Below are 21043 nucleotides of genomic sequence, written 5' to 3'. Positions count from 1 at the left end.
TGTTTGTAGTGTGAAAAAAAGAACTATATGAGGTCAAGCTTAAGCTTAACCGATCCTGACTCCCTTCTCCCATCCAGACTATACTGTCGGCTCTGGAATTTCACCAGATCCACCGCTTGAATGCTTCGATTCGCACGGGTCACGGACTAAGAATGAACGACTGTCCACTCATCACCGCCGGTCGGGAATTGCACCCTGCCCTGAAGGTTTGTCATATATTGTAAAACAAGTATAAATGAATAAGTTACTATTGCAAAGCAAGTTTAACACCAGTCTCGCTGTTTTGCAACCTTGCACATCACTTTCGTAATTTCCAAAGTTAGGGATATTACATATGCGAGCTCATATGAACATTGCTATGAGGAATCTCATAGCGGCGCCTTGAAAACGCCAAATTATCCTCAACGATCCGCAGTGCAGCAGCTATAATGGCATAAGGTCCTTGCGTTCCGCAAGCGGCTTGCACTCTTTACATAATCCGATGATTGAACCGTTATGATCCGCATAGAATGTCAGCTTCTTAACCTTATGCTTGCAATTAGAACATTTCTGATCACCCGCTACTGGCTTCTTAACGGAATGAATCGATACTACCTTAGGATTAGCAGATCGACGAGCTCGAATCCTTACCCAGATGACAATGGACACCACGATTAACAAGACGCAGATGATCCATAATGCTGTCATTTCTTACACCTCTTTTATGAAGTAATGAAGTTCCGATCTAAAGCAAACCCCTCCGCTGCACGAGGCATAAGAGGGGTCTGCACAATCTATATTCCTACACAATTACTTTACTTCAACTGTTGCCATCTTATCGCCTTGCTTGATTCCGTCAACGATATCCATGCCTTCAGTCACTTGACCGAATACGGTGTGAACGCCGTCCAGATGCGGGAATGCGCTGTAGCAGATAAAGAACTGGCTGCCGCCCGTGTCTTTACCAGCATGAGCCATGGACAATGCGCCGCGCACGTGCTTATGAGGGTTTCCTTTAGTTTCGCATTTGATCGTGTAACCAGGGCCGCCGGTGCCTGTTCCATGCGGGCATCCGCCTTGAGCAACGAAATCTTTAATGACGCGGTGGAAAGTTAGTCCATTATAGAAGCCTTCATTGGCTAATTTCTCAAAGTTTGCTACAGTTCCAGGAGCTTCGTTCTCAAACATTTCGATGACGATCTGGCCGCCCTTTTCCATCGTGATTGTTGCTGTTTTCATTATGATAAACATCCTCTCTGATATGCGATATGTAGACATCCTTAACAGTATATCATTGGATTGTCGTTAAACACAACAGCGCCATGATCGGATCAGTCGGGAGTTCTCCCGAGCTGTCGATCATGGCGCGATCCAATGCTTGTTGGTTATACATGAACCGGCTGTTTCAGCAAACGAGCAGGAATCACGTCCTTGCTCACAATATCTCCATGAGTTTCGCGACCTACAACGAGATCAGCTTGGCCTCCCTGTACGAACACGACTGCAGGTCTGCGGATTCGATTGTAGTTGCTTGCCATCGAATAGTTATAGGCACCGGTACAGGATACTGCGAGCAGGTCATTCTGGTTGACACGCGGCAGGTTAAGATCCCATATCAGCATATCACCGCTTTCACAGCATTTGCCGGCGATCGAAACAACCTCAGTTGCTTTTTCCGACGCGCGATTTGCGAGCAGCGCTTCATAGCGGGATTCATACAAAGCAGGTCGCGGATTATCTGACATCCCGCCGTCAACAGCTACGTACTTGCGAACGCCTGGGATCTCTTTTACAGAACCCACGGTATATAGCGTAGTTCCCGCATCGCCAATAATGCTGCGACCAGGCTCAACCCAGATCTCCGGCAGCGCGTCATACAATCCAGTAAAATGCTGCTTCACAGCATCCGTAATAGCTTTCACATATTCGGATACAGCAAGCGGTGTATCCCCTTCCACATAGCGAATGCCGAAGCCTCCGCCCAAGTTGACGACTTTGAAGCTGATGCCACTCTGCTCCATCACTTGACGAGCAAACTGGCCTACTCGCTCAACTGCCAACTGAAAGCCTTCAACCTCGAAGATTTGCGAACCGATGTGAGAATGTATACCCAATAGCTCTAAACTTTCTGCATCAGCCGCTTGCTTCACTGCTTCGTATGCAGCTCCATTCCCGATATCAAAGCCAAACTTCGAATCTATTTGACCTGTTGAAATATACTCATGCGTATGCGCTTCTACACCGGGAGTTACACGAAGCAGAACACTTGCTTTACAACCGCGCTCTTTCGCCATTGCGTTAAGAAGATGAAGCTCCGTAAAATTATCTACGACGAAGCAGCCAATGTTGGCTTTGAGTGCCATTTCGATCTCATCAGGTGTCTTGTTGTTTCCGTGAAAATGAATACGCTGTGCTGGAAATCCTGCTTGAAGTGCCGTATACAACTCACCATCGGATACGACGTCAAGCGATAATCCTTGTTCTTCAACAATTCTGCACATCGCCATGACGCAGAATGCCTTGCTGGCGTACGCAACTTGAAAGTTCAAGCGTGATGCGCGGAACGCCTCCATGTACTGGCGGCAGCGTTCTCTAACTAATGCTTCGTCCACGATGTACAGCGGGGTACCAAATTGTGCTTTCAAGTCCGCCGTATCAACGCCGCCAATTGCCAAATGACCTTGCTCATTTATTACGCTGGTTCCGTGTAAGTACATTGATCCATTCCCCATTTCCTATACCAATCCCATTATTATTCAGAGTATAACAAGAATGCTATAGGCGAAAGAATGGACAAATTCGCTCAACATTTGCATTAATTTGCCACCGGGATGTCCATTTCCTTATTACTTCTTCGCCTTACGCATCTTCGTATTATCTCTCGTCTTATTGAAGCTCGGACGATCTTTGCTGTATGTCACCGGCAGTCGTATTATCACACTATACATGGCTTTGGCATTAAAAGGAATAAACGGCCACAAATAAGATGAATTGTACGAGCGATGGGTAGCAAGCCAGACGATAAACAGCGTGATGCCTACGACCAAACCCGGAACCTTGAAAATGGTGACGGCTATGAGCAGCAGCAATCGTACAATCCGATTCGCTAACGATAACTCATAGCTTGGCGTCGCAAACATGCCTATACCCGCAACGGCCGTGTATAAAATAACCTCTTGAACGAATACCCCTGTCTTCACCGCGACATCGCCAATTAATATAGCTGCTACTAAGCTCATTGCTGTAGCGAGCGGCGTTGGGGTGTGAACAGATGCCATCCTCATCAGATCCAAACCAAACTCAGCTAGTAAAAACTGCATCAGAAGCGGCAGTCTTCCATTTTGGTTCGGACCTAATACCGTCAGTTCAGGCGGCTTTAGACCAGGCTCAGTAACGAGCAGCAGCCAGAGCGGAAGAAGGAACAGAGAGGCGAATATCCCGACGAATCTGACCCATCTGAGGTATGAACCGATAAATGGTGTCTGTCTGTTTTCTTCCGCATGCTGACATAGATCAAAGAATGTCGTAGGCATGATCATGACAGATGGCGAGGTGTCAACCATCAGAACGACATTTCCGTCCAACAGATGCGCAGCTACAGTATCCGGACGTTCCGAATATCGAACTAATGGATATGGATTCCAGCCCTTCTTAAAGATCGCTTCCTCCAGCTGCTTGTCTGCAAGCGGCAAGCCAAAGAGATCCACCTCATCAATCTTCTTCCGTATATTCTTGACGAGCTTAAGATCAGCGATGTCGTCGATATACATAACGACGACGTCCGTTTCCGTACGTCGACCTACTCTCGTGATCTCGACTTTTAGCCCTGGGTCACGGATACGCCGACGAACAAGTCCAATGTTCTGCATTAACGACTCGGTGAAGCCGTCGCGTGAGCCACGAATAACTTTCTCTAGAGATGGCTCTTCCGGTCCGCGCGCTGGATATTTACGCGTATCCATGACGATAGCGGCACCTTCATGATCGATAAACATTGCACTGTTGCCTTGCAGTACCTTAGCAATGACCACGCTCAACTCGGTTACTTTTTCCGCTTGCACGTGAGTGATGTAGGTTTCGATATACGACTGCAGCAAGTTGGTGTCTATCTGCTTCTTATCTAACAGTGATAACCGCATCAGAAACAAGTCCATTAACGGTTCATTTGCAAAGCCTGACAAGTAGAACAGAGCCATCTTACGGTTAGAGAACGACAACTCGCGGAAATTGACATCAAAGTTATCACCTAATCCAGCGACATTCGTCAACATTTTCTTAACATCGGATAAGTGCCGCGGTACGGTATCGTTCCCCTGCCAGTATAAGACAGATTCTTTTAGGCTGTTAGCATATTCACTACTTTTTGCTCTCAGAAGTGCCTGTTCTTCTGACTTGCTGCCTTGATCAGACGATATGCTGTATTCATCATAAACTTGCGTTTCAGGTTGATCTTGTTGATCCTCTAGCTCTGATGCCTCCGGATCGGATCCGGGTGGCTTATTGGACATCTCATCATCCTCCTCATCCATATCGACTTGCAGCCATAAGGCCTATGTACATCCACTCGTCCCTCTTAGTATGGATCTTCCACTCTAAGTTCATGAGTGCGAATGGTAATTAGTTGAGGATTGGTGACAACGAGACTATTCCAACAGTAGATTTTTATTTGGCAAAATTAAAGGTGCTGCCCATTAGTCATCTGTTAACGACTAATGGGCAGCACCCGGTAAGCATGGTTATTGAGCGATCTGCGACTTAATTAACTGCAATATCTTCTTCTCCAGCCGCGAGACCTGTACTTGAGAAATGCCAAGCCTGCTAGCAACCTCCGACTGTGTCTGATCACGAAAATAACGCAAATATACAATTAGGCGTTCTCGTTCGCTCAAGCCCTCAATAGCTTCATTCAAAGCAAGCTTGTCGAACCAGCGTTCCTGCGATTCGTCCGCAATTTGATCCATTAGGGTGATCGGATCCCCATCGTTTTCAAACACCGTTTCATGAATAGAGGTCGGGGGCTTATTTGCTTCCTGTGCAAAGACAACATCCTCTGGTGTTATTCCGAGTTCATCCGCTACTTCTTTAATGGTTGGCAGACGATCGAGCCGTTTAGAAAGCTCGTCCTTCGTCTTGCGCACTCGATTCGCCATTTCCTTCAGTGAGCGGCTAACCTTCAACGTCCCATCATCGCGCAGAAAACGTTGAATCTCACCAATAATCATCGGAACCGCATAAGTAGAAAATTTAACATCGTATGACAAATCAAATTTGTCTACTGATTTTAACAAGCCGATACAACCGATCTGAAACAGATCCTCCGGCTCATAACCCCGATTCATAAAGCGCTGTACGACCGACCAGACCAGTCGAATGTTACAATTAACGAGCCGATCTCGAGCAAATGTATCGCCCGATTGACTCAGCGCAATGAGACGCTTGACTTCAGCGTCGTCCAGATACGTGTTTGACGATTGCTTCAAGTCGACCTCCATGGCATCAACCCCTAATTATAGAGCGCCTTTTTCGATTCAATCCGCTTTTTCATGCGAATCGTTGTACCTAGGCTGAGTTCGCTGTGAACCTCAAACTCATCCATGAAATTCTCCATAATCGTAAAGCCCATACCTGAGCGTTCCAAGTCCGGCTTTGATGTGAAGAGCGGTTGTCTGGCCATGTCCAGATCTTCAATACCTCGCCCTTCATCCTTTACAGTAATCGTAACCGACTCATTTTCAATGATTGCTGAGATCGTTACAACACCATTAGGGTCATTGTCGTACCCATGGATGATACAGTTAGTAACTGCTTCCGAGATAACGGTCTTCAAGTCCGTCAATTCTTCTAATGTCGGATCGAGCTGAGAAACAAAGGCCGCTACTGTTATGCGTGCAAATGCCTCATTCTCCGAACGGCTCGCGAATTGCAATGTCATGTGGTTCGTTCCTGAATTAGCCATTATGATACGACCTCCAGACCGTTAAGCGCCATGCGCTCGTTATCATAAACACTTACAATCTTGAACATCCCTGACAATTCGAACAAGCGGCGAACCGCTGGGTTCATATCACAGACGACCATCTTACCGCCCTTGGTCTTGATCTGCTTGTAACGACCTAATACGACGCCGAGCCCAGAACTATCCATGAAAGTTAGATCCTTCAGACTAAGCACAACATGGTTCACCTGGCCTCGTTGAATCGCTTCATCCAATTGGATGCGCACAATTTCAGAAGTATGATGATCCAACTCACCGCGTAAACGAGTAATTAATATGTTGCGATGCTGTACCAATTCCACATGCAAATTCATCCGTCTCACTCTCCTCCCGAGTTGCCGTAATCATTCGCTATCGCCATAACCAATTCCTGCTCGATGACAAAACTAGAAGCACAACGCCTTTAGTTGACAAAAAACAACTTGCCCGTAGTCCGCTTGAAAAGTGTCCACCAGCCAGCTTTCTCTATGGCTTCTGTTGATTCGACAGGATATTCCCGTATCGCCTTATCACCTTGGTAGACAACGATCTTGCCAATATTCTGTCCAACTGACACCGGGGCTTTAATCGACTTTGGCGCCTGCAGCTCATAGCGTATCTTGCTAGCGTCTTCGCCCTTCTTCATTAGCAGATTGTACGACTGCTGAGCAGAGAGGTTCAGCTTCTCCTTCATGCCTCTTTCAATCGTAACGGTACCGATCTGATCATCCTTTTTGACCAAAGGAACGCTCATGTATTGAGCAAATGCATAATCGAACATCTGGGTTACTTCCGCATTGCGAGTCTTCGTGTTCGGTTCGCCAAGTACAACTGCGACAACGCGCAGATTGTCACGCTTAGCGGTTGCGGAGAGGCAGAACTTGGCTTCTGATGTATAGCCCGTTTTCAAGCCGTCAGCTCCAGTATAGAAGCGTACCAGCTTGTTCGTATTCACGAGCCAAAATTTTTTACTCGTATTTTGACGAAGATAATCTTCGTATTTTCCCGTGTATTTCGTCACATCAGGGTATCTCATAAGCGCTTGCGACATCAAAGCAATATCGTGCGCTGAACTATAGTGGTTATTCGCTGGCAGCCCATTACAGTTCGCAAAGCTCGTGTCATTCATGCCCAGCTCTTTCGCCTTGGCATTCATCATCTGTATAAAAGCTTGCTCCGAACCGGCAATCTTCTCTGCCATAGCAACAGATGCATCGTTGCCCGATGCCATAGCAATCCCTTTCATCATCTCTTGAACCGTCATTTCTTCACCAGGCTCAAGAAAGATCTGTGAACCACCCATCGAAGCAGCATATTCACTAGTTCTGACCTTATCAGTCCATTTCAGTTTGCCATTATAGACTGCTTCCATGATTAGCAGCATCGTCATAATCTTGGTTATACTAGCAGGTGGAAGTCGGTCGTGACTATTCTTCTCAAATATAATGGTGCCTGTATCCGCATCCATCAGCACCGCTGAACGCGCACTGGTTGCGAGCTGCAGAGATTCTCCTGCAGTTGTCTCTGTTGGTATAGCTTCTGGAGTACCAGAAGACATAACAGAGGAGTCTATGGCTGGTACATCGAGCTGATATGCTGCCAGTGGAGCATGAAAGCTGATAGCTCCGATCAAAGTAATACAGATGCACACGTAAATCCATCGATTCCATCGATTGTTACGGCTCAACATCGTTCCCTCCTAAAATAGCAATGATGCTGCAACTGCCCTCTTTGTAACTTAGAACCAATTTCAAAGATAACAAAAAGCCCAAACAGATGCGCCTTATAACCATTGTCTCCTGTATCAAGTAAATTATTCCACATTTTGCTCGAAGACTTCATCTGTTTATCATCTCTTGCTATAAGGAGTTTGCAGAATTGAGTTAGTGGGAACGTGAACTCAACCGTCCTCGCATACCAAAAAAGCGACCCCCACTCCAGTAAACTAGAGGGAAGTCGCCTTCGAATAATCAAATTATTATGCTATATCAAACAAATCGCTCTACACCTGATTTGGTTACAATCGCATATACGAGCGGTTTAGCACCGATAGGATCTGGATTGATCCGATACGCATCCACGATTCGCTTGCGCGCATCTTCAACACGTTGGTCGTCGTTTACATGCATAATCGCGAGAATATCTCCTTTATGCACTGCATCCCCAACCTTCTTGCGAAGATCAAGTCCGACTGCCGCATCGATAATGCTCTCCTTCGTTTCACGTCCTGCACCAAGCAGCATCGCCGCGATGCCGATACTCTCCGCTTCTATCGAAGATACATAGCCGCTTATTTCAGCGGTCACTTCAATACGTTTAGCCGCATGCGGCAGCTTATTCGGATCCTCGATCATGGATACATCTCCGCCCTGCCATTGCACCAGCTCTTTTAGCCGCTCTAATGCTGTGCCGTCAGAGATATGCGATTCCAGCTTGGCTCTCGCTTCATCGATCGATGCCGCCTGATGACCAAGCACCAACATATGCGAGCCAAGAATCATACACAACTCGTGCAGATCTTCCGGACCTTCGCCGCGCAGCGTGTAGATAGCCTCTTCCACCTCTAGCGCATTGCCGATCAGATGACCGAGCGGTTGATCCATATCGGAAATAATCGCGACTGTATCACGTCCTACTTCCGTACCGATATCCACCATAGCCTGAGCAAGCGCGATAGAGTCATCCAGCGTCTTCATGAACGCGCCGCTGCCTGTTTTGACATCGAGCACGATCGCATCAGCACCTGCTGCTATCTTCTTGCTCATGACAGAGCTTGCAATCAACGGGATAGATTCTACAGTAGCCGTTACATCCCGAAGGGCATATAGCTTCTTGTCCGCAGGCGTAATATTGCCGCTCTGTCCAATCAAGGAAACTCCTATCTTATTTACCTGCTCGAAAAATTGCTCACGAGACTGCTCTACCTGATAACCTGCGATCGCCTCAAGCTTATCGATCGTTCCACCGGTATGACCAAGTCCACGTCCGGACATTTTGGCAACTGGAACACCCGCTGCTGCTACTATCGGCGCCAGCACGAGCGTCGTCTTATCGCCAACACCGCCAGTCGAATGCTTATCGACCTTAATCCCTTTGATCGGGCTTAGATCGATCTGATCGCCTGACTTCGCCATTTCCAATGTAAGCTGGGCGGTCTCCTGCGCATTCATACCCTGGAAGCAGATCGCCATCGCCCAAGCTGAAACCTGATAATCAGGTACAGTTCCATTACTATAGCCCTGTATCATAAATGAAATCTCTTCGTTCGTTAAGGTCTGCCCTTCGCGTTTCTTATGGATAATATCCACAGCTCTCACCAACAGCACCTCCTCTAATAATAGAAAACGATCAGATCAGCTAGATTATACAGGCAGTCAATCTTACGCCATTGCAGGTATAATGCTGACGACAAGCTTTAGGAACTGCGCTTTCACTTTCTCTGCTGTTTCCATGACTTCAGTATGCGACAAAGGCTGGTCCAAGATACCTGCCGCCATATTACTGATACAGGAGATTCCCAGCACCTCGATGCCAGCATGACGTGCAATCAATACTTCGGCTACCGTCGACATTCCCACCGCATCAGCTCCTAGAACACGCAGCATGCGAATTTCTGCAGGTGTCTCATAGTTCGGTCCGAGCATGCCTGCATATACCCCTTCTTGGAAGGTAAACCCTTGCTGCTCAGCTACCTGTTTCGCGATACCGCGCAGTCGCTTGCTGTAAGCCTCGGACATATCCTGAAAACGCAGCCCAAGCTGATTATCGTTTGGTCCAACGAGTGGATTCAACCCTTGCAAATTCAGATGGTCGCTGATCAGCATCAGATCGCCTGCTTGAAAAGACGTATTTACGCCGCCTGCGGCATTCGTAACTAATAGCTGCTTGACGCCGATTGCTTTCATGACACGAACAGGGAATGCCGTCATCTCCGGACCATAGCCTTCGTACATGTGGAAGCGGCCTTTCATCAGGACAACTGGACGTCCATTAATAGTACCGATTAGCAGTTCTCCAGCATGACCTTCAACAGTCGATTGCGGAAAATGTGGAATATCACCGTATGCGATCGTCACAGGATTCTCCACCAAGTCAGCCAATACTCCAAGACCAGAACCAAGTATTAAACCCACTTCCGGCTCTACTGTCGTTACACTGCGGATATAAGCCGCTGCTTCTTGAATATGTGAAAAGGAAATCTTTACTTCACTCATCTTATTACTCCTTCATGTTCCCCATTAAATAGTTAGTTCTAGCATAGAATGTACTTGATCAGATCTTATCATCGACCTATGATTTGAGCTGTTCCTGCAATTAAAGCTCGTTCAGGAAGCTCCGTCCGATCTTCGGCATCGCCGCATCGAAATTGTCGGCAATTGTCGCACCCAGATCAGCGTACGTCTCACGAATGCCCAACGTTTTTCCTGCTGTGATAGACGGGCTGTACATTAATAACGGCACATACTCACGCGTATGATCCGTTCCTGGGTGAACAGGATCATTGCCGTGGTCAGCCGTGATCATGAGCAGATCTTCAGGACCGGTCAGTTCTAATAGTTTAGGAACGGCGGCATCGAATTCCTCTAATGCGGAAGCGTAGCCTTCTGGATCGCGACGATGTCCATATAAGGAGTCGAAGTCAACAAGGTTAGTGAACAGCAGTCCTTCGAAGGATTGACCCATCTGCTCAATCGTTGTCTCAATACCGTGCGCATTGCTCTTCGTCGGATAGGAAGCTGAAACTCCTTCTCCTGTGAATATGTCGTTAATCTTGCCCACTGCGATAACCGTCTTGCCCTTGTCGACCAATGCATTCATAACGGTTGGCTCCGGCGGCTTCACCGCATAATCATGACGATTCGGTGTGCGCTTGAAATTGCCCGGCTCACCGACATATGGCCGCGCGATAACACGTCCGAGCGTATACGGCTCTTCCAGCGTAAGTCTGCGCGCAATCTCGCATCCGCGGTACAACTCTTCTAGCGGGATCACATCTTCATGCGCCGCGAGCTGGAACACACTATCGGCTGACGTATATACGATCCAAGCCCCTGTCTTCATCTGCTCTTCGCCATACTCTTTAATGATCTCCGTACCGGATGCTGGTTTGTTCCCGATAACTTTACGCCCAGTCTCCTTCTCGAATTGCTGAATCAGCTCATCCGGGAAGCCGTCAAATACATTAAACGGGGTCGTAATATGTAAGCCCATCAACTCCCAATGCCCTGTCATTGTATCTTTGCCTGCCGAGATCTCCGCCATCTTGCCATATACACCTAATGGTTTATCAACTGGCTTTACCGCTCCCAAGTCAGCGATGTTGCCAAGTCCGAGACGCTGCATATTCGGGATTCGGATTCCGGGAACACGCTCCACGATATGTCCAAGTGTATGAGAACCCAAGTCTCCAAACTTCTCGGCGTCAGGAAGCTCACCAATTCCTACACTATCCAATACGATTACGATTATTCGACGAAACTTTTTGCTCATGCCCATCACTCCTCTATTTCATATGGTGTATTCTGCGTAGATTGACGGTTTCACATACTTCGATCAAGATGTGGTTAATGGTCTGTCTTATTCTGCGCGAAAGCTCTAGGATGCGCCATTGTATAGACATCCTTCATGTTATGACGCTTGTCCGAAACTACAGCATATCTCTGTGTCGTAGCAGCATCCGCATGGCCTAGCATTTCTTGCACAGCGTGCAGATCAGCGCCATTACTCAGTAGATGCGCGGCAAATGACTGACGAAGCGTATGAGGGGTTAAGGATATATCCAAGCTCAGGTCGGCAGCGTACTTCTTCAGCATCTTCCAGAAGCCTTGACGGGTCAATCGCTGACCGCGCATATTCACAAACAGCGGCTTTTCATCTCCAGCCATGTTGTCTGCTTCCTCCGTAACCCATTCAGGTCTGGCCTGCTCTAGGTAGTTACGTATCGCTTCAATCGCTACCTGCCCTAACGGTATTACCCGCTCCTTACGATTCATGATACATCGGACAAATCCCAGCTGCAAATGAACATCTTCGTAATTTAACGCGATAAGCTCTGTGATACGCATTCCAGTTCCATATAAGGTTTCTAGCATCGCGCGATCGCGAATCCCTTGGGCAGAATGCGGATCAGGAGTGTTCAACAACTGCTCTACTTGCTCAATCGTCAATAAAGTTGGCTGCTTGCGTTCTGTACGAGGCAGTTCAATCTGCATCGTCGGATCCGTAACCGCATCACCTTCCTTAATCAAGTACATAAAGAAGGATCTCACCGCCGCTTTGTGGCGCGAAATGGTAGATGCAGCTCGACCACTAAGCCTCAGTTGGCCGAAATAGTGCCGCATATGCACTCCCGTCACTTGTGAGACATCTTCTAAGCCATCTTCCCGGACATGCGAAATAAAGGATCGCACATCTCGCTCATATGCATCCTTCGTATGAGGTGAGAGATAACGATCCTCCGTCATATGCTGTAAGTATTGCTCTAATTGTTGTTCTATTCGCGACATAGACTCCGGTCTCCCTTAAAGCATTCACTGGATTTATTCATATTGTACACCAGTCAAGGACCGAAGGCGAACGATAAGTGTGACTTATTCCCCCAGCCAATAAAATAGTCGCAAGCGATCCGCAAACGTATTCGGATCCATATTCATATTTGGGTCATGTTGAAAGGCCTTAACGGCCCTGCCGTGAGGTTCTCGATACTTGTCCACTGGCGCAATCCATACGCTGACCGTGTTTAGCAGTTCGAACATCAGATAGGTGCCGATGATAAAAATAGAAACGAATTTGATTCGCGACATCCATCTTCTGACTGAAATGATCATAAAGTGTCCTCCTCGGCTAGACTGAACTCTCCAATGTATTGCTTGTCATCTCTCATATGCTACGAATAACGTATGAATGAGCAAGCCCTTATATGACATGCAGCATAAGGATTGGGTTCATGTCCATAACACTTCCGCATGTATCCTCATACGATATGGATACAACGATGCTAATAATGCGATATCCCCGTTTATTATGGGAGGTTTTATGCCCGATGGCCAAATTGCCTAACATGTTGACCGCGGTAGTGCACAGCACGCCTTCACGCGACACGATACGCAAGATGATCTTATTAGAGGATCGCCAATCTTATAAACTGTGTGCCAGCGCTTTGAAACAGCAAGGCATCGTTCCTGTTAAGCAAGTGGAAGCGGCTAATATGCTATGCTGCCACTTTGACAACTCTAAGCCGCTGTGCTCACTAATCCAACATCCCAGTATAAGGCGCATAGAAACAGATATTAGAGCAAAAATACATGACATTTCTCATAAGAGGAGATCCGCTGCTATAAGAGAGTCGAAAGCGGCAGCGCGAATCCCTTGGGGTTTAAAGGATATTCACGCTCCTGAAGCCTGGGGCGAGTCACGAGGACAAGGCATTAAGATCGGAATAATAGATACTGGAATTTCTCGACATAACGATTTGGTTATTGCAGGAGGATATAATACGATTCGTAGAAATCATTCTTATGAAGATGATAACGGACACGGGACTCATGTTGCAGGTATAGCAGCCGCTGCTGGAAGAATGAATATGCCTTTTGGAGTTGCTCCTAAGGTATCACTGTATGGCGTTAAAGCACTTGACAAACGTGGAGATGGATTTCTTTCCGATATCATCGAAGGTGTGGAATGGTGTATTGCGAATGGCATGAACATCATCAACATGAGTCTTGGACTTGACGGACCCAGCCATTTACTGCGTGCTTCTATTTATAAAGCATATCAGCAAGGCATTATCGTGATCGCTTCCGCCGGCAACAGCGGTCCTAACAACCTCACAATTGAGGAGCCTGCAATCTACCCTGAAGTCATTGCTGTTGCGGCAACCGATCGTAAAAAGCAAATTCCGTCATTCAGCAGCCGAGGATACGGTATCGATGTCAGTGCTCCCGGTAACAGAATCGTATCCACGAATCATAAGCAGGGCTTCTCCGTTGATTCAGGCACATCGATGGCAGCGCCACATGTCAGCGGCACGGTTGCGCTTATTCTAGCGGTCAATCCAACGATTACACCCGATGAAGTAAGAGAGCTATTGAGATCGACAGCTCATCGCTTGCCAGATATAAGCGAGTACGCGCAAGGCGCTGGTATCATTGATGCGAAGCAAGCTGTGCAAGCAGCCGATTTCAGCGCTTCTTCCGACAAACGCCGACGCAAGGCAATTCCAGCTCACAATCCGAATACTGCATCAACAGCAAAAGCTGCCGCCGCACAAGTTAGTCAGCGACGAAGCCGTGTTTATTATGCTTCAACACCGAATGCGCTCATCAAACCTTCTACTGGCCGAAAATTGAGACGTAAACGATGATCGCTTGTGATACCTTTCAATAGTTAAGAGCCACGAACTATAGGTCCGTGGCTCCTCTTATGTCACCGTCTGTTCACAGATGGTTTCCGTTCAATTGTAAGTATGCAAGTCTCTAAATAAGTTACTCTTGTCCGTTCAGCTTATCGTGTTCTTTCTCTTGGCAGTTCTTGCATATGCCTTGAAAATCAAGCCTATGATCAACAACTTGAAATTGAAACTCCAGTGCCAAGCGCTCCTCTAAAGGACCTAACCAGTCTTCAAGCACTTCTTGCATACTGCCGCACTGAACACATATCAGATGATGGTGATGATGCTTCGAGCTGTCACCTCTTAGATCGTACCGAGCTACACCATCGCCGAAATTAAGCTTATGAACGACATGCAATTCGCTTAACAATTCTAATGTACGATACACGGTGGCAAGACCGATTTCGGGTGCTTTTTCCTTTACGAGCATGAATACATCCTCTGCGCTCAGATGATCTTCTTCATTCTCTAACAGTACGCGTACAGTAGCTTCACGCTGAGGTGTCAGCTTGTATCCTTGGGATTGTAATTGTTGTTTAATCTTCTCAATCCGCGATTCCATGGTCTCCCCCCTTGCCGCCTAGCCGTAAATCGACTAACTTCTATCATTATAGGCGGTGACAGCAACGAGTGTCAAATCATTTGCTAGAAGTCAACTGCATAACTTTAGTGAACGTCTAAGGTGTGTAACTTTATAGTATGACTAAAGAAGAAACCCAATACATTAATATTGGACTAACCCAGGTAACAAACGCTGCGACCCCAATCAATCCAACTCCTGAACCGGCTTGAGCCAATGCATAATCAAGAAACTGCTGCTTAATTGATCGTAACTTCGGTACGAACAGCCTGTGCTTAAGTATATGTAATGCGAATGCAATTGAAGCTACACTCGCCATGAGCAGGAGCGGTATGGCAAACATATTTTGCGGCGCTACGGCAGCCAGTGCAACAAAGACGCCCTTCCAAGAATATTGGGAGACGAGCGTTCCTACTGTGAATCCGATCAGCACCCCTTTTAGAAAATCAACGATCAATATAAGGGGGAAACCGATAATGGACAGGCCAAGGAGCGCAATGATGGAAACCCAACGCCAATACGTCCATAGGGAGCTCCAGAAGCTTTGGCTCCCTTCAGATACACTGATATTGACAAACACCTGACTAACTTGCCTAGACAGCTCCTCCTGCTGCTCTAAGGTAAGGGCATTCACAAGTATGGCACCGAAGATGACGCCAACGATGAACAACACGGATACAAAAATATAAAGATGAACATACTGGCGTACATTAGGAATCATGGATGGCATCGCGACAGACTCCCTTCAAAGGTCAAGGTAAACTGTTGGTTCAGTTCATACTCCTACCAATGTATGCGTGAGCCTGTCCTCATATGCCCATCTAGCCTTATCCAACTCTATTGTCGGCTTACTACTTTCCCGTACTTGCCACCGCCACCGCTCTGAATGATTAAGCGTCCTTCTCGCGCACTAACAATTCTCTCAGCCAACACTTCTCCAACTGTATCCGTCAGCTGTGATGGAGTGGCGCAGTGGAGCACATTCATTTCCGTACCATATTGATCCAATAAACGATTCAGCACTCTTGGACCAATTCCCGGAATATATTCAAGCGGAACCTGATGAATATATGGCGGGCGATGCAACGCTTGCTGCTGTACTTCCGCCTCGCTGCGATCCGCGATCCGATCGATACGATCCGCAACACCCGCGATCTGACGAGCACTGCCGCATGATGGACAGGAGGCCAGGTCAGCATTAGGCATCAGGTGGCCGTTTATACAGGTCGTCCGATGATACTTACCAAGCAGCGGATTCAAGCCATAGTTAGCGGCAACACATCGTCCTTTATCTTGTCGCAGCGCCTTCTCCCATTCGGAAAATGTAGGCTCTGCCAATTGAAGCGCGTTGTATTCACGCGCGATCTTAGCCAGCGAATGAGCATCAGAATTCGTCAGAAAGGAATAGCTGTCCAACTCGGACAAATGTGAAGCCATAGCTGTATCGGCACTCAGCCCAAGCTCCACTCCGTCTATGAGCACCGTATCCGCGACGTCAGTGATACGATCGCAGCACGAGCCGTATAAGCTCTTATGCGGAGTGAAGATATGTGCGGGAATAAATACCCCGCCTCTAGCAGCGGTCTCCTCCTGCAGTTCTCTCCATGTCACATAAGCACGTTGTGTCGATAGGTTCATGTTCCGAATATGCCTCGACAACCAAGCGGAGAAATGCTGCATCGCTTCAAATGTCGGCATATAGCATAGGACATGCGCTGGACCAAAGCCCGGTTCCTTCAGTTCGATCTCCGTACCCAGCATTATAGTTGTCCGGCGATACCTGATTCCACCGCCAGAGAGCTCGATCATCTCGCCATTGTCCAAGAGCTGAGCGATATCCTGCAGGACACCTGGAGCATGGCAATCAATGATGCCGATCAGGTCAAGACCCTTTCGTTCAGATGCCTCATGGGCAATGGCCTCAAATGTTAGATTTCTGCTTCCGCTAATTTTGACGGGTGAGCCTGACGAAGTCGCGCCAATATGGATGTGAAAGTCTCCATAATACGTTTGAAGCGGTAATTCCATCGATCATATTCACTCCTATGTGTTACACAGGCCAGCTGCCTGTCAGCTTGTACAAATGCCATGCATAGAGCGCATGGATCGTCTTCGCATCATGTATTCTGCCCTTACGCATAGCTTCATACGCTTCCTCTAGCGTCATTTCACTCACGGATAAGAATTCGTCTTCATCTGGATTCATTTTTCCCTCAATAAGATCTACTGCCGCATACACGTAAATGATCTCATCAGCGAATCCAGGAGATGTATAGTAAGAGCCTAATGGGATCAGCTTCTCGGTTGTATAGCCCGTTTCTTCTTCAAGCTCGCGCATCGCCGCTGCTTCAGGCAGCTCGCCTGGATCCAGCTTCCCTGCTGGAATCTCAACTTCGGATTTGCCGAGTGGTTTTCTATATTGTTCGACGACAATCATCTTGTCATTACGAATAGCTAATACTGCTACAGCGCCAGGATGACGCACAATTTCTCGTGTCGCTTCACTGCCATTAGGAAGCTTCACTGTATCTACTTGGAGAGATATTATTTTCCCCTTAAAGATCGATTGCGTATCCACCGTCACTTCCTCAAACAGCGTTCCGTCACTCTTCGCAATATGTTTATCAGATGGTTTCATCATACTCTCTCCTTTATATTCTGGAATCCTGTGAAATGAACACATATTTTCGTATCGATACACATACTCATTATAACAAATGAGCCTGTCCAATTCGAAGCTTGCACCTCTATCGAAAGGAACGATAATGAATGAAGCTAATGAAATATGAATCTCAACTATGGATGAGTGGAACCAGCATGGAAGTTAAAGCTCAGCTCCGCCGATTGATGATGCAAGCAGGGGAACAAGCCAAGGTTGTAGACATACTCCGAGATCATCGCCCTATTAAAATGAACCAAGCGAAAAACAGTTAATAGCTTCAAATAACTGCCGATAATAACCCGGAGGATGCGGTACAAATTGATCCTGTTGCACATGGATGACATGATGGTCTGAATAGCAGCCTCGTTCGTCGATGCAGAATCCATATGCAGGGATGATCTGATCGCCGTCCTCCATAAGTACATGCGCATCTTTTATGGATATCCAATAAAGTCCTGATACTTCTTCTAACTGTACCTTATACTCCTGTAAAGGTTTATTGCACCTCAGTGCATATACGTGACTGAACTCTCGATCCATCCCACTATTCGGCAACTCGCTTTCTTCCAGATACATGCCACAGCTCATAAGCTGACCGAAGTTGACTTGAAGGCCAAGCTCTTCTTCCAGCTCACGTACACCATCTTCAACAGTCTCCCCTGACTGTAAATGTCCTGCACATGAGATATCGAGCAAGCTAGGAAATGTATCCTTCGAAGGATGCCGAAGCTGGAATAGCAGTTGCTGCTCACCGTTGTACTCATTAATAACCCAGCAGTGAAAAGTTTGATGCCATAAGCCTAATCGATGGACATCGCTTCGGTTTGCTGTTCCGATCCCGTTCAACTGTCGGTCATATATATCAAATATTTCTACATTGTCCACTATGATCACTCCTCTTGCCGCTTATTATATCATGGGGTTCTGTCGAATGAGGGGAAATGAAGGAGATGCAGACTCGCTAAATACAAAAAGCTCCATTCCAGTCAGTGAACTGGAATGGAGCTCTTGTGTATTGATGCTTATGGATAAATCCGTACTGGTTTAACTTCATCCCAGATTTCCGTTTCATCCTCTTCTCTTGCATATTCATGATGGTTGGTTGCCTCAAGCACATCGAGGTAGTACCACTGTCCAGGCAAGTTGTCCGGCCATTGGATCGTATCCTCATGCAAGCCGTCAGTCGTTACTTTACGGTTCAGAACGCTGTTGATGAAGGTCATTGCTTCTGCGCGCGTAATGTATTGGTCCGGCTTGAAAGTTCCATCTGGATAGCCTTTGATCCATCCTTTGTTAGCAGCTGAAGCAATATACTTCTCAGCCCAGTGACCGGAGATGTCTGAGAACATCGTGTTCGGTCTCTCATCCAGCTTATCGAAGCGAGCCGCAATTGCTGCAAATTCTGCTCTTGTGATCGAGCGGAATGGATGGAAGGATCCATCTGGATAGCCTTCGATGATACCTGCATTTTGCATCGTAGAGATGTACTTATTGGACCAGCGTGTTGCTTCTACATCTGAGAACGTATTGGTCGTCTTCATGTACGTTTCACGACTCTCATCATCCATCAGACGATAGAATATGGTTGCTACCTCTTCACGGTTGATCAGCTGATTAGGTCTGATCATTCCATCTGGGTAACCTTGGATATAGTTGTAGTGATTCTCAAGATCGAGCACAGGCGGTTTCGGCGGCAATGGCGGAACCGGCGGTCTAGGATCTACAGTAGGCGGAGTATACGTATTTTCATAATAGAAGATATACTCTTGACCTGCTGCCTCCGTGATCTTATAGCTTGTGCTGCTTTCCAGAGCACGGTAGTTGTTGATCGACTTCGCCTTCAGCTCTATCGTTGATCCAACCTTACCACTTAAAGTTTGGGATTCAGCGAGTACGCGATTCGTGCCTTTTTCCAGGTATTTAACCGTTACGTTCTGTACGTCTTCCTTAAGATTGTAGTAGAACGTGTAGGACTGTTCCGGACTATTCGTCAATGTATACAGGTAGTTATATTGTTCAGGAGCGTAGACAACCTTGGTAACGGTCTGCCCACCGTCAGGGTTGTATACGGCAATCTCAACGGTAATATCGCCTGCACGCAATTGAAGCTGCTGTCCTTCATATCCACTGATTAGATCTGCTGCTTTCAAATGTTCACCGGTGCTGCGATTCACGTAGAACACATTTACGTCGTACTTTTCAACCGGTTCGTTATAAACGAAGTACTTGAAATTGTACTCTTGTACGGGTTCAGAGGTGAATGTATACACATGGCTTGTAATTTCAGGTCTGTATGTCACACCTGAGACCGTCAATTTCCCAGCAGTCAGGGTAATCTGGTCACCTTGTTTACCGATTAATTGCTCTGGAGCGATTAACTGTGCCCCTGTTACCCCATCCAAATGGTTAACAATCAGCTTCTTATCTTCATTAGGTACTTCATTCTTGATGTAGTTGAAAATATAAGTTTGATTCTCTTCCGCTGTGAATGTGTAGCTGTCGCTCGTCAAGGTAGGCGTGTATCCTTCTACAGTTGCTGCAACTAAATCTACCGTACCATAGGTGACTCCAGTTACAGTTGTTGATGCAGCCAGTTCATTCGTTGTGCCTTGCTCCATATACTTCACGGTCAGTACTTGCTTGTCCGCCGTGTAGTAGAAGGTGATTACTGGAAATGATTCAACATGGAAGAAGTATTCTTGACTTTCTTCCTCTGGAGTATATCCAGGAATAACAGCTGCCTGCAGAATTGTAGTCTGATTCATCTTACCAGGTACAGTATCTGCTGTTTTCAGAATACGCTCAGTGCCCTTTTCTAAATACTGAACAGTTACCGAAAGATCGTTAGCTGTGTAATAGAAGATATGCTCGCCGCTGGCTCCTACACTGAATTTGTACTCTACCTTCGATGGCTCAAGTGCTGTATAGCCCGGAATCTCTTCTGCTTTGAGTTCCTTCGTTTGATCTGTTACACCTGTTACCGTGATTGGATCAATCAACTGGCGGTTGCTTCCTTCTTCCAGGTACTTCACTACTACACTTTGCTCGTTCGCAGTGTAGTAGAAGATGTGCTCTTGGTTCGATTCCGCTGTGAACGTATAGTTCACTTCAGTTGGAGCTACCTTCGTATAGCCTGCAATATCGATCGCTTCCAGCTTCACTGGTTCGCCTGTCTTACCTGACTTACTTGTTGCTGGATTCAACTCCGTTTTCGTTCCTTCCAGCATGTACTTCACTGCTACACTTTGTTCGTTCGCCGTGTAGTAGAAGATTTGCTCTTGGTTCGATTCCGCTGTGAACGTATAGTTCACTTCAGTTGGAGCTACCTTCGTATAGCCATCAATGTCTATCGCTTCCAGTTTCACTGTTTCGCCTGTCTTACCTGACTTACTCGTAGCTGGATTCAACTCCGTTTTCGTTCCTTCCAGCATGTACTTCACTGCTACACTTTGTTCTTTC

General features: G+C 46.9%; 20 protein-coding genes and 1 riboswitch. Of the genes, 1 reads left to right on the top strand and 19 read right to left on the bottom strand.

Going from position 1 to position 21043, the window contains the following annotated elements; genetic code table 11:
- Nucleotides 1–57: 57 nt before the first annotated feature.
- A riboswitch (FMN riboswitch) is annotated at nucleotides 58–212 on the bottom strand.
- 211 nt (nucleotides 213–423) lie between these two features.
- From ACXX53_RS20190 to ACXX53_RS20130, 13 genes are all read right to left on the bottom strand, one after another.
- Nucleotides 424–687, bottom strand: a complete 264-nt coding sequence (locus tag ACXX53_RS20190) for a hypothetical protein (protein ID WP_458570494.1) — start codon at nucleotides 685–687, stop codon at nucleotides 424–426.
- A 102-nt stretch (nucleotides 688–789) separates the two neighbouring features.
- Nucleotides 790–1218 carry a peptidylprolyl isomerase gene (locus ACXX53_RS20185; protein WP_458570493.1) on the bottom strand — a complete coding sequence of 143 codons (429 nt, stop codon included), beginning with the start codon at nucleotides 1216–1218 and terminating at the stop codon, nucleotides 790–792.
- A gap of 146 nt (nucleotides 1219–1364) precedes the next feature.
- Nucleotides 1365–2696: a diaminopimelate decarboxylase gene (gene lysA, locus ACXX53_RS20180; RefSeq protein ID WP_458570492.1), complete on the bottom strand. Its 1332-nt coding sequence runs from the start codon at nucleotides 2694–2696 to the stop codon at nucleotides 1365–1367.
- A 129-nt stretch (nucleotides 2697–2825) separates the two neighbouring features.
- Nucleotides 2826–4487, bottom strand: a complete 1662-nt coding sequence (locus ACXX53_RS20175; RefSeq protein WP_458570491.1) for a spore germination protein — start codon at nucleotides 4485–4487, stop codon at nucleotides 2826–2828.
- 228 nt (nucleotides 4488–4715) lie between these two features.
- Nucleotides 4716–5471, bottom strand: a complete 756-nt coding sequence (gene sigF, locus ACXX53_RS20170; RefSeq protein ID WP_458570490.1) for an RNA polymerase sporulation sigma factor SigF — start codon at nucleotides 5469–5471, stop codon at nucleotides 4716–4718.
- A gap of 11 nt (nucleotides 5472–5482) precedes the next feature.
- Complete coding sequence (gene spoIIAB / locus ACXX53_RS20165; RefSeq protein WP_458570489.1) at nucleotides 5483–5935, bottom strand: anti-sigma F factor; 453 nt, start codon at nucleotides 5933–5935, stop codon at nucleotides 5483–5485.
- Nucleotides 5935–6288, bottom strand: a complete 354-nt coding sequence (spoIIAA, locus tag ACXX53_RS20160; protein WP_458570488.1) for an anti-sigma F factor antagonist — start codon at nucleotides 6286–6288, stop codon at nucleotides 5935–5937. Before spoIIAA ends, spoIIAB begins: the two co-directional genes overlap by 1 nt.
- An 89-nt stretch (nucleotides 6289–6377) precedes the next feature.
- Complete coding sequence (locus tag ACXX53_RS20155) at nucleotides 6378–7511, bottom strand: D-alanyl-D-alanine carboxypeptidase family protein (protein WP_458570553.1); 1134 nt, start codon at nucleotides 7509–7511, stop codon at nucleotides 6378–6380.
- A gap of 430 nt (nucleotides 7512–7941) precedes the next feature.
- A complete protein-coding gene (locus tag ACXX53_RS20150) occupies nucleotides 7942–9270 on the bottom strand; it encodes a pyrimidine-nucleoside phosphorylase (RefSeq protein ID WP_458570487.1) in 1329 nt (442 codons plus the stop codon).
- Between the two features lie 63 nt (nucleotides 9271–9333).
- Entirely contained in the window at nucleotides 9334–10167 is an 834-nt protein-coding gene (locus ACXX53_RS20145) for a purine-nucleoside phosphorylase (protein WP_458570486.1), read from the bottom strand.
- 100 nt (nucleotides 10168–10267) lie between these two features.
- Entirely contained in the window at nucleotides 10268–11449 is a 1182-nt protein-coding gene (gene deoB, locus ACXX53_RS20140; protein WP_458570485.1) for a phosphopentomutase, read from the bottom strand.
- Between the two features lie 68 nt (nucleotides 11450–11517).
- Nucleotides 11518–12459: a tyrosine recombinase gene (locus ACXX53_RS20135; RefSeq protein ID WP_458570484.1), complete on the bottom strand. Its 942-nt coding sequence runs from the start codon at nucleotides 12457–12459 to the stop codon at nucleotides 11518–11520.
- Nucleotides 12460–12543: 84 nt separating this feature from the next.
- Nucleotides 12544–12780: a DUF4227 family protein gene (locus tag ACXX53_RS20130; protein WP_458570483.1), complete on the bottom strand. Its 237-nt coding sequence runs from the start codon at nucleotides 12778–12780 to the stop codon at nucleotides 12544–12546.
- Between the two features lie 215 nt (nucleotides 12781–12995).
- Here ACXX53_RS20130 and ACXX53_RS20125 point away from each other — a divergent pair, with 215 nt between their 5' ends.
- Complete coding sequence (locus ACXX53_RS20125) at nucleotides 12996–14315, top strand: S8 family peptidase (RefSeq protein ID WP_458570482.1); 1320 nt, start codon at nucleotides 12996–12998, stop codon at nucleotides 14313–14315.
- A gap of 121 nt (nucleotides 14316–14436) precedes the next feature.
- Here ACXX53_RS20125 and fur read toward each other — a convergent pair whose 3' ends face one another.
- The 6 genes from fur to ACXX53_RS20095 all read right to left on the bottom strand — a co-directional run.
- Nucleotides 14437–14904, bottom strand: a complete 468-nt coding sequence (fur, locus tag ACXX53_RS20120) for a ferric iron uptake transcriptional regulator (RefSeq protein ID WP_458570481.1) — start codon at nucleotides 14902–14904, stop codon at nucleotides 14437–14439.
- Between the two features lie 130 nt (nucleotides 14905–15034).
- Nucleotides 15035–15652 (bottom strand): stage II sporulation protein M, encoded by a 618-nt coding sequence (spoIIM, locus tag ACXX53_RS20115; RefSeq protein WP_458570480.1) that lies wholly within the window; start codon nucleotides 15650–15652, stop codon nucleotides 15035–15037.
- A gap of 107 nt (nucleotides 15653–15759) precedes the next feature.
- On the bottom strand, nucleotides 15760–16950 hold the full coding sequence (locus ACXX53_RS20110; protein ID WP_458570479.1) for an endonuclease Q family protein: 1191 nt from the start codon (nucleotides 16948–16950) through the stop codon (nucleotides 15760–15762).
- A gap of 22 nt (nucleotides 16951–16972) precedes the next feature.
- Nucleotides 16973–17560 (bottom strand): NUDIX hydrolase, encoded by a 588-nt coding sequence (locus tag ACXX53_RS20105; protein WP_458570478.1) that lies wholly within the window; start codon nucleotides 17558–17560, stop codon nucleotides 16973–16975.
- A gap of 267 nt (nucleotides 17561–17827) precedes the next feature.
- Entirely contained in the window at nucleotides 17828–18469 is a 642-nt protein-coding gene (locus ACXX53_RS20100; protein WP_458570477.1) for an NUDIX hydrolase, read from the bottom strand.
- A gap of 137 nt (nucleotides 18470–18606) precedes the next feature.
- Nucleotides 18607–21043 (bottom strand): S-layer homology domain-containing protein (locus ACXX53_RS20095; RefSeq protein WP_458570476.1); only part of this gene is annotated, 2437 nt, incomplete at its 5' end.

The organism is Paenibacillus marinisediminis, assembly GCF_054343325.1.
Note: the sequence above shows the minus strand (reverse complement) of the source record. Positions and strands in the feature narration are given on the sequence as shown.

Excerpts from the sequence above, each read along its gene's own strand:
- ACXX53_RS20190 (WP_458570494.1), bottom strand. The coding sequence starts at position 687 with ATGACAGCATTATGGATCATCTGCGTCTTGTTAATCGTGGTGTCCATT.
- ACXX53_RS20185 (WP_458570493.1), bottom strand. The coding sequence starts at position 1,218 with ATGAAAACAGCAACAATCACGATGGAAAAGGGCGGCCAGATCGTCATC.
- lysA (WP_458570492.1), bottom strand. The coding sequence starts at position 2,696 with ATGTACTTACACGGAACCAGCGTAATAAATGAGCAAGGTCATTTGGCA.
- ACXX53_RS20175 (WP_458570491.1), bottom strand. The coding sequence starts at position 4,487 with ATGTCCAATAAGCCACCCGGATCCGATCCGGAGGCATCAGAGCTAGAG.
- sigF (WP_458570490.1), bottom strand. The coding sequence starts at position 5,471 with ATGGAGGTCGACTTGAAGCAATCGTCAAACACGTATCTGGACGACGCT.
- spoIIAB (WP_458570489.1), bottom strand. The coding sequence starts at position 5,935 with ATGGCTAATTCAGGAACGAACCACATGACATTGCAATTCGCGAGCCGT.
- spoIIAA (WP_458570488.1), bottom strand. The coding sequence starts at position 6,288 with ATGAATTTGCATGTGGAATTGGTACAGCATCGCAACATATTAATTACT.
- ACXX53_RS20155 (WP_458570553.1), bottom strand. The coding sequence starts at position 7,511 with ATGTCTTCTGGTACTCCAGAAGCTATACCAACAGAGACAACTGCAGGA.
- ACXX53_RS20145 (WP_458570486.1), bottom strand. The coding sequence starts at position 10,167 with ATGAGTGAAGTAAAGATTTCCTTTTCACATATTCAAGAAGCAGCGGCT.
- deoB (WP_458570485.1), bottom strand. The coding sequence starts at position 11,449 with ATGGGCATGAGCAAAAAGTTTCGTCGAATAATCGTAATCGTATTGGAT.
- ACXX53_RS20135 (WP_458570484.1), bottom strand. The coding sequence starts at position 12,459 with ATGTCGCGAATAGAACAACAATTAGAGCAATACTTACAGCATATGACG.
- ACXX53_RS20130 (WP_458570483.1), bottom strand. The coding sequence starts at position 12,780 with ATGATCATTTCAGTCAGAAGATGGATGTCGCGAATCAAATTCGTTTCT.
- ACXX53_RS20125 (WP_458570482.1), top strand. The coding sequence starts at position 12,996 with ATGGCCAAATTGCCTAACATGTTGACCGCGGTAGTGCACAGCACGCCT.
- fur (WP_458570481.1), bottom strand. The coding sequence starts at position 14,904 with ATGGAATCGCGGATTGAGAAGATTAAACAACAATTACAATCCCAAGGA.
- spoIIM (WP_458570480.1), bottom strand. The coding sequence starts at position 15,652 with ATGCCATCCATGATTCCTAATGTACGCCAGTATGTTCATCTTTATATT.
- ACXX53_RS20110 (WP_458570479.1), bottom strand. The coding sequence starts at position 16,950 with ATGGAATTACCGCTTCAAACGTATTATGGAGACTTTCACATCCATATT.
- ACXX53_RS20105 (WP_458570478.1), bottom strand. The coding sequence starts at position 17,560 with ATGAAACCATCTGATAAACATATTGCGAAGAGTGACGGAACGCTGTTT.